Source organism: Gelidibacter sp. (assembly GCF_035515035.1).
GTDB lineage: Bacteria > Bacteroidota > Bacteroidia > Flavobacteriales > Flavobacteriaceae > Gelidibacter.
This window is the reverse complement of record NZ_DATJCA010000121.1, coordinates 1-10,723: the sequence shown is the minus strand read 5'-3', so window position 1 is coordinate 10,723 and position 10,723 is coordinate 1. Positions and strand designations below refer to the sequence as shown.

The window sequence follows — 10,723 nt, the reverse complement described above, 5'->3', positions numbered from 1 at the left end:
TACCCATCCACTATTAACTGCTCTTGAAGAACAGCGAAAAAGTTTGGATTATCGAGGGAAAAGCGAGGCGAGGGCAGCTTTGCCGTCCTTAAAGCTCATTGGAGGATATGCCTATCGCGGTGTAGGAATTGGAAATGACGGCACCGTTTCAGATAACTGGAACGACGGATTTTCAAACTCTGTCTCCAACGGCTTGGTAGGCGTGGGCATTACTTGGAATATTTCTGACCTATACACCCAAAAACAACGTGCCGGAAGTTTTAAAAAACAAGCCGAAAGCGAAGGCCATCGCCATAAACAATACAAACAGCAAATGCAGGCGGAATTGGCAGCCATTCAAAATAAACTATCCAGACAATATGTGGAAGTTGAAAAAACCAATGAGGCGCAACAACAAGCAAAGGACGCTTATCAAATGTATTTATCGCGCTATAAAAGTGGGTTGATGGATTTGAGCAATCTACTACAAATCCAAATTTTACTGGAGCAGGCTGAAAATAAGCACATAGAGGCTGCCTTTGGCTTTTGGATGCTCATGGCTTCCGAAGCAGAGTTGATGGCCGATTTTTCACATGTGTTTAATAATCTTTAAATAAAAAATAATGAATAATTTAATTCGATTTGCACTGCAAAAGCCCATCTCGATTATGGTGGCAATTCTGGCCATTGTATTCTTTTCAGTCATTGCAGTCCAAAAAATAAACGTAGATATTTTTCCCGAAGTGGAATCCCCTGCCATCTATATAGCCATGCCTTATGGTGGTTTGTCGCCTGAATATATGGACGGCTTTATGGCCAATGAATTCCAAAAAGTGTTACTCTTTGTGAGTGGAGTGAAAGAAATGGATTTTAAAAGCATCCAAGGACTGACCTTAATGAAACTCACCTTTTATCCCGGAACCGATATGGCGCAATCTGCTGCAGAGCTGTCCACCTCCGTTTCTCGGGCAATGGGTTTTCTTCCGCCAGGCGCTGTACCCCCAATGGTGGTCCGCTTTGATGGAAGTTCACTACCGGTCGGAAAACTAGTTTTTGAAAGTGATCAGCGCTCCATCAACGAAATTCAGACTGAAGTATTGACAAAAATCCGTCCCATGCTCGTAAACGTTCCTGGAGTTTCCGCACCAGCACCCTTTGGAGGAAGTGCACGAACGATTGTAGTCAATGCAGATCCTAACTTGCTCCGAGCTAATAACCTGAGCACTGAGGACGTAACCATCGCCATTGCCAAAAGCAACTTGCCTTCGCCGGCAGGAAATTTAAGGATAGGCGATAAAAATATGATGGCGCCCATCAATTCACTTTCTAAGGGCCCTGAAGAATTTTTGAATACACCAATTAAAACTATCCATGGTCGAACTATTTACGTTCGCGACGTTGCCGACGTGCAAGACGAGGCCGATATGACTTATGGGTACGCCATGGTTAACGGAAACCGGTCAGTTTATCTCCCAGTGATTAAAAAAGCAGATGCCTCTACCTTAGATGCGGTACAAAACGTAAAAGCCAGCTTAAAGGATTTTGAGCATATGCTGCCAGAAGATATGAGCGTGCGCTATGAATTTGACCAATCTAAATACATTAAAACCTCCTTGACCAATCTACAAATCTCAGGGCTTTTGGGAGCCATATTGACTGGACTGGTGGTCTTACTTTTCTTAGGAGATTTACGCGGGGCACTAATCGTAGTGCTTACCATTCCCATTTCACTAATGGCCGCAATTTCAGTGCTCTATCTGATGGGGCAGACTCTAAATATTATGACCTTGAGCGGCTTGGCACTTTCCATTGGCATTTTAGTGGACGAAGCCACGGTGACCATAGAAAACATCCATCAACATATGGAGGTAGGCAAGCAAAAGCAGCGGGCCATTCTAGATGCACTCTTTGAAATTTCCATTCCTAAGCTGTTAATCCTGCTTAGCATTTTAGCTGTATTAACCCCTACACTTATTATGTCCGGAATATCAAAAGATATGTTCTTGCCACTATCCTTGGCGGTTGCATTCGCGATGATCGCTTCGTTTATTTCCTCCCAGACCTTTGTGCCAATTTTGGCGAATTGGATGATTAAAATACCCGATAATACAGTGCAACTTTCTAAACGGAAACGCGCCTTTTTCGACAAATTCAGAGTACGGTATTCCTATACACTTAGAAGATGGTTTCCACGTTCAATGCCGTTGTTTTTTGTATATCTCATCGCTTCTGGAACCATTGTAGCATTACTCATTAACCGCGTTGGAACAGACGTGATGCCCACTTCTAATAGTGGCGATTTCCAATTGAGGATACAAGCGCCTGCCGGAGACCGTTTGGAGAAAACAGAAGAATTGTTCAACAATGTAATTGCGGATATCAAAGAAATACTTCCCGAAGGTGCAGTTTCTATTACTTCCGGTTTTGTGGGACCACAATCACCCAACAACCCGATCAACCCGATATTTTTATTTACAAGTTCTTCAGACCAAGCGGTTCTTGAAGTATCTGTAGATCAAGACATCTATTCGGGATCTATAGATGCAATCCGTGAAAAGTTGAGAGCAACCGTGGCCCAAAAATACCCCGAGGCATCCATCAATTTCGAACCCATGGAACTTACAGAAAAAATTATGGGGCAGGGTGCAATGACGCCTATTGAAATTAAAGTGGGCGCGCGACAATTAAAGCAGGCTGCTGGTTTCGCAAATCAAATAAAAGTGCATCTAGACAAAGTAGATTTCCTACGAGACATCCGTATCGCTGAACAGATAGACTATCCGGTCCTGAATATCGATATCGACAGAGATCTGGCCGGCCAATTTGATTTGGGCGTAGATGACATCACTCGAAATTTAGTGGCGGCCACCTCATCGACACGGTTTACCAATAAAAACATGTGGATTGATCCCCGATCAGGATTGCCATTCCAAACACAAGTAGAAATTCCGTATTCAGAGATCCTTTCGGAAACCCAACTGCGCTCAATGCCCGTAAAAAAAGGAAACATACGCCCAGTGTTGGAAGATGTGGCAAACATTCGCCACTCCACCGCACCGGCACAGGTCAACAGAAAAGGCCCAAATAGGTATGTAACCTTAATCGCAAATATTCATAATAAAGATTTGGGTTCTGCTTCGGCAGCAGTCAAAGAAGCCATTAAACAAGCAGGAGAACCACCCCGCGGCGTCACCGTCTGGACAGAAGGCACAATGAACTTATTGGACGAAACCATGAGCAGTTTGATGTCGGGATTGGCAGTAGCCCTCGTCGCTATATTCCTGATGATGGCTGCCTACTACCAATCCTTTAAAGTGCCAATGGTTATTTTGTCCGTCGCACCCGCAGTATTTGCTGGAAGTTTGTTGGTACTTTATTTAACCGGAAGCACACTTAACTTACAATCCTATATGGGCATCATTATGGCCATAGGCGTCTCAGTTTCCAACACCATTTTACTGGTGGATCAAGGCGAATTTTATCGAAGGAAGTTGTTACTGAAACCAGAAAACGCCGCCCGCTTGGCATCCGCAGCACGTTTAAGACCAATTTTGATGACCGCTGTGGCAATGTTTGCGGGAATGCTTCCAATGGCCATTGGCATTGGCGAAGGTTCCGAGCAAGCAGCACCTTTGGGAAGAGCGGTCATTGGCGGATTGATAGGATCATCCATCACTATCCTATTGCTCATCCCCCATTTTTATTCATCCGTAATGTCGCGTGCCACTGTAAAAAGTGTCTCGTTGGATCCGGATGATCAAGACAGCGAATATTATTTAGAAACTCAATTATAACCACAATCATTTACAAATATGAAACTCAATTTTAAATCTATAAAAACCCTAGCCTTTCTAACCATTCTAGCGACTTTGACACTGGCTTCCTGTTCCAATTCAGAGTCGAAACACAAGGCCACGGCAGAGACTATCAAAACTCCTGCAAAACAGGCAATTGTAACGCAACCAATTGCTCAAATGCATCCTGAATATGAACTTGTTGTTTCTGGCGAATTGGAGCCCGCCGAGCAAGTCTCCCTTTATGCCAAGGTCAACGGGTTTGTAAAAAAATTATATGTAGACATAGGCAGTTCCGTAAAGAAAGGACAGCTTTTGGCGGTTTTAGAAGCACCGGAAATGGATCAACAATTAATATCAGACCGATCTTCCGAACAGAAACTCCATAGCGATTATCTATATGCTCAACAAAATTTAGAGCGTTTGCAAGAAGCCGCCAAAACCGAAGGAGCTGTAGCCGCCATCGAATTGGATCGGGCAAAAAGTGCTATGAACAGCGCAAAATCGGCCTACGCGTCTTCCCAGGCACAAACAGGGCACACTGCCCAAATGCAAAAATACCTTCAAGTAGTTGCTCCTTTTAATGGTGTGATTACAGAACGGAATGTTTCGGAAGGCGCCCTGGTGGGGCCGGGTTCCGGTCAACCCGTTTTTCGTGTTGCCGATGAACAAAATTTAATATTAAAAATCGCACTGCCTGAAAAACATGCTGGATCTGTAAACGACGGCATGGAAGTTTCCTTCACGGTAAATTCACAGCCTGGAAAGTATTTTGACGCCAATCTTTCTCGCAGTTCAAAAATGATTAATTCACAAAACCGGGCGATAACTTTGGAGTTTGATGTAAAGAACGAGGATCAAAACCTCAACGGTGGAGAATATGCCCAAGTTCATTTGAAGTTAAAGCGCCAAAACCCTACGTTTTGGGTTTCTCCAAAAAGTATTCTAAAAACACAATCCGGATTGTTTGTGCTAACCAAAAATCAAGATAACATCCAACGTATTCCTATAAAGGAAGGCGTTCGATTGGATACAGTCACGGAAATTTTTGGAAAATTGAAAGAAGGCGATTCAATTGTTCAACGCCCTACCGAGTAGGGGCGTTTCGTACGGGCGTTTCGTACGGGCGTTTCGTACGGGCGTTTCGTAGGGGCGTTTCGAAAACGCCCCTTCCCCCCCCATCATCATCATCATCATCATCATCAACGGCCGTTTCATACGGCCGTTTTGCATACGCCCCCATCATCATCGTACGGGCGTTTTGCAAACGCCCCCTACCTATTCCTTTTAAAATTCTCAGCCTGTTCCAACACATTCTTATAAACCGCCTCCATCGTCACCGGCGGATATCCAAACTCAGCCAATTTAACGAGGGTAGCCATCTTCAATTCGGCTTTGATATCTTCTCTATCACTCCAATCCGTGTACGTCGTCTTAGCGTCTACAATCGCTTTAATCGCTTTTGCTAATTCTAAAACTGTATTCAGTTTAATTTTAAGCAAAACAAAAAAATCAAGAAACCAATTTTATTTCACGATGCAGTATTTTAAAACCTAACGTTTATAGGGGGTTGCAGAAGTTATGTGGTACATATGTGACACAAAGTGTGTTTTTAAAGAGAAACTATGGGATAATAAAATCTTTTGAATTTTAACTTTTGAGTATTTGATGCAGAGATAAAAAAATTAAAATTATTCAAAATTCCCTTCTGGATCAGTTTTATAAACTAAAATTTTTGCTCCACCATAATTTTGTGCAGAACTAGCGCAAAACATGAATCCATTGTCCTGTGTTTCAAAAATAGATTTCCCACGAAGATGTGTAAACGATTGCTGATATGTTTTACTCCAATCTACAACTCCCGTTGATGTTAGTTTTGTGATTCCTAAAACATCATAACCGCCTCCGGCAATATGGCCTGTTGTAATAAATCCCCCATCTGAAGTTTCGGCCAGAGAAAGAACTGACCAAAGCGGAATTCCTGCACTCCACATCTCCTCTCCGTTAGAGGAAATTTTACTGATTAAACCTGAACCTATATCATAACCTCCCAACGAAAACCCTACTGTCGCATAATTATTGTCTCGGGTTTTAATTATTTCTGTGGCAAAACCATAACCATAACCATCAATAATTTTCTGCCAAATAATATTCCCATCATTATTGGTTTTTAAAATCCACGTATCAACTACCAAGATAGACGAACCTTGTTCGATCACTTTCTCCTTAGTTGCACCCGCTGTTTCTATTGTTCCTAGAATTACTACATCATCGTTTGATTCTATGATAAGATCATTAAAAGTGCTTAAATAGGAGTATATAAATTCTTTGTCCCAAATTATCTGACCATCGCTACTCACTTTAGTAAGCACTCCATAATGTAAAATTTCATTACTAAAAAAAGTTGGGCCCCTCCATCCGACAACAAAGATATTCCCTTGGGAATCTTCTTTTGCAGAATACATTTCTCCATAGGTTAACATGGACGTTGTGTGACTTCGATTTATGTAACCTTCGTTTTCGACACTCCATATTCTATTACCAAATTCATCAAATTTCATAATAAGATGAAATGTAGCAAGAACGAAACCACCGTCTTTTAATTCTGTGATTTTAAATGTGGCACCTGGATTTACTTCGTTTCCATAAAAATATTTCCAAATCTTGTTACCCTCTTTATCTATTCTTAAAATATAGGATTGAGATCCACTACCATCTGGTTTGGATGAGCTCCCCGTAATAACATAATCCCCATTCTTTGTTCTTATCATATTGGTAGGACCTATGGTACTATTTGCCTCACTGTCTCCTGTATAAAATTCTTTCAGAAATTTTAAATAGTATTTTTTAGTTGTGAAGCTTACTTCTTCAATGGTCATATTGCCTTTATTGTCCTTTGCGATAACTTTACATGTATATTCAGACAATTCACTTAAATTAGTTAATGTGTACTCATTCTCTACCGTGTTTTCTATTTTTATCTCATTGTTAAGTATTACCGAATAAGTAACAATTTCGCTTTCGGGATCTATCGATTTATCCCAACTTATTTTCACTTTATTATCTGAGATTTCTAAAACACTTATACTAAATTTACTTGGAGGTAAATTAATCTCTTCTTCAACTTTGTCGATAATGTTTACGGAATCATCCTTAGAACAATTCATTAATAGACAAAGAAAGATAACCAGACAAAAATGTATTTTCATTTGAGATTGATGTAAGTTAATTCACTTTTAAACAATAAAATTTAACAATCTGTAATTCTCAGTTGTTTGTCCATTAACGGCCAAACCAATTATGCTCAAAGAAACTCGTTTTTTTGCATTATACAACACGTTATAAGAAATTTCCTTAAATCCTATTCCTCTTAAAATTCTCAGCCTGTTCCAACACGTTTTTATAAACTGCTTCCATCGTCACCGGTGGATATCCAAATTCAGCCAATTTAACGATGATATCCATCTTCAATTCGGCTTTGATGTCTTCTCTGTCGCTCCAATCTGTATACTTCGTCTTATCATCTACAATCGCTTTAATGGCTTTTGCCAACTCTAAAGTTTTATCATCAGGATACTCAAATGCAAACTGCTCCTTTACGGCAATAAGAATATCGTAAAAAGCTTTTTCTTCATAATCGATCCCCATGTCTTCAAAAGATGCCATTTCTTGACGCAGCGCAAAAATTAAATCCAGCATTTGTTCTGAGGTCTGTTCCGTAATTTTTTGATAGTCCAACAAATCGACTTCGCTACGTTCGTTATATTTCTGAACAATCCCTTGCAAACGTTCACCGAATGCTACGGCTTTAATTTTGTTGACTTTCTTAAAATCTTCAATGGTTTGTTTTAGTAAACGTTCTAAAATTTTAATCTTAGTATTTGGGAATTCTAGTTCATTGATTCGATTGATGAACTGATCGCTAAATAAATCAATAGCATTGGCTTTCTCGTCATCCAATTTAAAGATCTCCTCTACGCCTTCAGATAAAATCGCTTCTTCCACCATTTTAGCAACTTTCAAGTTCATTTGTTCGGTATCAGGCGCTTCGCCCTTCGTCAGTTTTACGACGATTGATTTAATAGCAAAGTAGAAATGTATCTCATCAACTTCATTGGCAGTAAAAGCATTGGCACTACAACATAAATTATAGGATGCTTTTAATTTCTTAGTGACTTCAACAAAAAACTGTTCCGACTTTTCATTCATTAAAGCCAATTCGGCTGCACGGTTTAAGCAATTCAGTTGCTCTAAGGCTGAGCCGTTGTAATAATCTGTGGAATCGAATTTATGGAAGAAGCGTCTCAATAAATCCACTTGGTCTTTAACCAATATGATCGCTTTGTCAATATCTTCAAAGTCATCATCAGCAAATTGGTTGTACATACCCAAGGCATTCTTCATGTTTTTCTTGATACCAATATAATCCACAACCAAACCTTTGTTCTTGCCTTCATACTTCCGATTCACGCGCGAAATCGTCTGAATCAAATTATGTGTCTGCAATGGTTTATCAATATAGATGGTATCTAAAAATGGCACATCAAAACCTGTCAGCCACATATCAACTACCAACGCTATCTTAAAGTTAGAATGCTTTTCTTTAAACTGTCGGTCTAATTCCTTGCGATCTTCTTTGGTGCCTAACCTATTATAAAGATCGGCTTCATCATCTTGATTACGTGTCATGACCATTTTGATACGCTCAATCGGTTTGATTTTTTTCTGCTCCTTTTCAGATAAGCTGTCATCCATTTGTGGGGTATTCCATTCTGGACGTAAAGCAATGACTTCTTTAAATAGCTTATAGGCAATTTCTCGCGAAGCGCATACAAACATAGCCTTGCCGGCTACACTTGCTTTTTCATCAATCCGACCTTCATAATGGATTACGAAATCTTTGGCAATGGCTTTGATTCGGTCGGAATCGCCTAAAACCACTTCCATTTTTGCAATGGCATTTTGACTGGCTTCAATATGATATTCTGAAGCACCTTCTGCTACACATTGCTCGTAATAAGCTTCTATTTCTTGAACTTTATTGCTATCTAAATTAATACGTGCCGCACGACCTTCATAAACCAAACGCACGGTAATTTCATCTACCACCGATTCCAACATGGTGTAGGCATCTACAATGGGGCCAAAAACATCCAAGGTCTTGTCAATTGGCGTCCCAGTAAACCCAACATACGTAGCATTTGGCAAAGAGTCGTGTAAATACTTCGCAAAGCCATACGATTTACGAACCCCTCGTTCATCAATTTTAATATTCAAATCTAAGTTGACTTGTGATCGGTGGGCTTCATCTGAAATACAAATCACATTCGTGCGCTCGGTTAGCACTTCGGTATCTTCTGAAAACTTCTGAACCGTCGTTAAAAACACACCGCCACTTTCTCTATCTTTCAACAAACTCCTTAAATGAACTCGGGATTCTATATTTATAATGTGCTCATCTCCAATAAATGCTTTGGCATTGGTGAAATCTTTAGATAGTTGGTCATCCAAGTCTGTTCGATCGGAAATTATGATAATCGTCGGACTGGACATTTTGGTAGAACGCATCAGTAAGCGCGTTAAAAACAACATGGTAAAACTCTTACCGCATCCTGTGGCACCAAAGTAGGTTCCTCCTTTTCCGTCGCCTTTTGGCTTTTGATGTAGCACAATATTGTCATACAATTTTAGCGCTGCGTAATATTGAGGATAGCGTGCTAAAATCTTCGTTTCGTTTTTGCTGTTATCAGGAAACAAAATAAAATGATGCAGGATATTGACCAAGCGCTCTCGGTTGAGCATTCCTTGAATCAACGCGAACATCGATGGAATCCCATCCAAAGCTTTGTTTTCATAACCAGTAATTTTATTCCAGGCATAAAAGAACTCATAGGGCGAAAACAAGGTTCCTGATTTGGTATTTACGCCATCACTAATCACCAAAAACGCATTGTATTTTAATAATTCAGGAATATCTCTTTGGTAGCGGATAGTGAGTTGATCAAAAGCAGCTTTTATCTTAATCTCTTCTTCGATGACCGTTTTTAGTTCAAACACGACCAACGGAATTCCATTGATATAAAGAATTAAATCAGGAATGCGCAAATGGTTGCCTTGAATCTCAAACTGACTGACCACTTTGTAAGTATTGTTCTCTTGACAGGTTTCAGGATTCACATCTACATAACGGACATGAATATCCTTCTTTAGCGGATTATGGCGTTTAAAAATCAATCCATCAGCCACCAACTTACAAATGTATTTATTGCTATCGTAAAGGTTAGAAGCCGATTGAAACGCCAATTCATTAGTTAAAGCCTCAATTTCGATGGGTTCTAAATCAGGGTGTTGTCGCAATAAAAAATGAGACAAATCCTGACGAATAAGTACTTCCTGATTGTTTTTACGTGCTATATCTTGTCCAGAAACATAAGTGTATGCTTCAGCTTGCAGAAGTTCGATGAACGATTGTTCGAGTTTAGATTCGGTGTATTTCATAGCTTAATAACTTGTAGACTTAATTCTCAAAGTTGTTTCGCCAATATTATAGGCATAAACAGAAGCAGGCAGAAACGTAAAACTTAAATCGCTCACCTCTTTTGTTCCTAATTTATCAATCGTAGTAACCAAAGCACTATTCAAGGCGTTGGCTTTACAAAAATGAATCAAACTATTTAAATCTTGTGGCATGTCATAAAAGCGATTGCTCCATTTGATTTCTACTCCCCAGACAGGTTTAAATTTCTTATCATCAACCAAAACTAAATCTACTTCACCTTCAACTCTACCATCTTTCCAGCGTGCATAGGTTAAATCTAAATTTTCGCGATGCATCCATTGAGAAAGTATCGCAGTTTCTACCATATTTCCCATTTCGTCATCTATTTCTTTAACGGGCGAAAATAAAGCCGTGCGTAATGAAGGATTGGTAAGGTAAACTTTAAAACTTG

At 39.9% G+C, this 10,723-nt stretch carries 7 protein-coding genes; 3 read left to right on the top strand and 4 right to left on the bottom strand.

All coding sequences use genetic code 11. From position 1 onward, the window contains the following. From VLZ86_RS10555 to VLZ86_RS10545, 3 genes are all read left to right on the top strand, one after another. A partial coding sequence (locus tag VLZ86_RS10555; protein ID WP_325451096.1) for a TolC family protein occupies positions 1 to 592 on the top strand: 592 nt, incomplete at its 5' end. Between the two features lie 10 nt (positions 593 to 602). After that, the gene (locus VLZ86_RS10550) at positions 603 to 3,773 is read left to right on the top strand and encodes an efflux RND transporter permease subunit (RefSeq protein WP_325451094.1); all 3,171 of its coding nucleotides are present in this window, start codon (positions 603 to 605) and stop codon (positions 3,771 to 3,773) included. An 18-nt stretch (positions 3,774 to 3,791) separates the two neighbouring features. Next, on the top strand, positions 3,792 to 4,871 hold the full coding sequence (locus VLZ86_RS10545) for an efflux RND transporter periplasmic adaptor subunit (protein ID WP_325451092.1): 1,080 nt from the start codon (positions 3,792 to 3,794) through the stop codon (positions 4,869 to 4,871). Positions 4,872 to 5,047: 176 nt separating this feature from the next. Here VLZ86_RS10545 and VLZ86_RS10540 read toward each other — a convergent pair whose 3' ends face one another. The 4 genes from VLZ86_RS10540 to VLZ86_RS10525 all read right to left on the bottom strand — a co-directional run. Beyond that, positions 5,048 to 5,275 carry a type I restriction enzyme endonuclease domain-containing protein gene (locus VLZ86_RS10540; protein ID WP_325451090.1) on the bottom strand — a complete coding sequence of 76 codons (228 nt, stop codon included), beginning with the start codon at positions 5,273 to 5,275 and terminating at the stop codon, positions 5,048 to 5,050. 189 nt (positions 5,276 to 5,464) lie between these two features. Beyond that, positions 5,465 to 6,982: a fibronectin type III domain-containing protein gene (locus VLZ86_RS10535; protein ID WP_325451088.1), complete on the bottom strand. Its 1,518-nt coding sequence runs from the start codon at positions 6,980 to 6,982 to the stop codon at positions 5,465 to 5,467. A 145-nt stretch (positions 6,983 to 7,127) separates the two neighbouring features. Beyond that, positions 7,128 to 10,271, bottom strand: a complete 3,144-nt coding sequence (locus VLZ86_RS10530; RefSeq protein ID WP_325451086.1) for an HsdR family type I site-specific deoxyribonuclease — start codon at positions 10,269 to 10,271, stop codon at positions 7,128 to 7,130. Between the two features lie 3 nt (positions 10,272 to 10,274). Next, positions 10,275 to 10,723, bottom strand: a 449-nt coding sequence (locus tag VLZ86_RS10525) for a DUF4143 domain-containing protein (RefSeq protein ID WP_325451084.1), incomplete at its 5' end; no start/stop codon positions are given.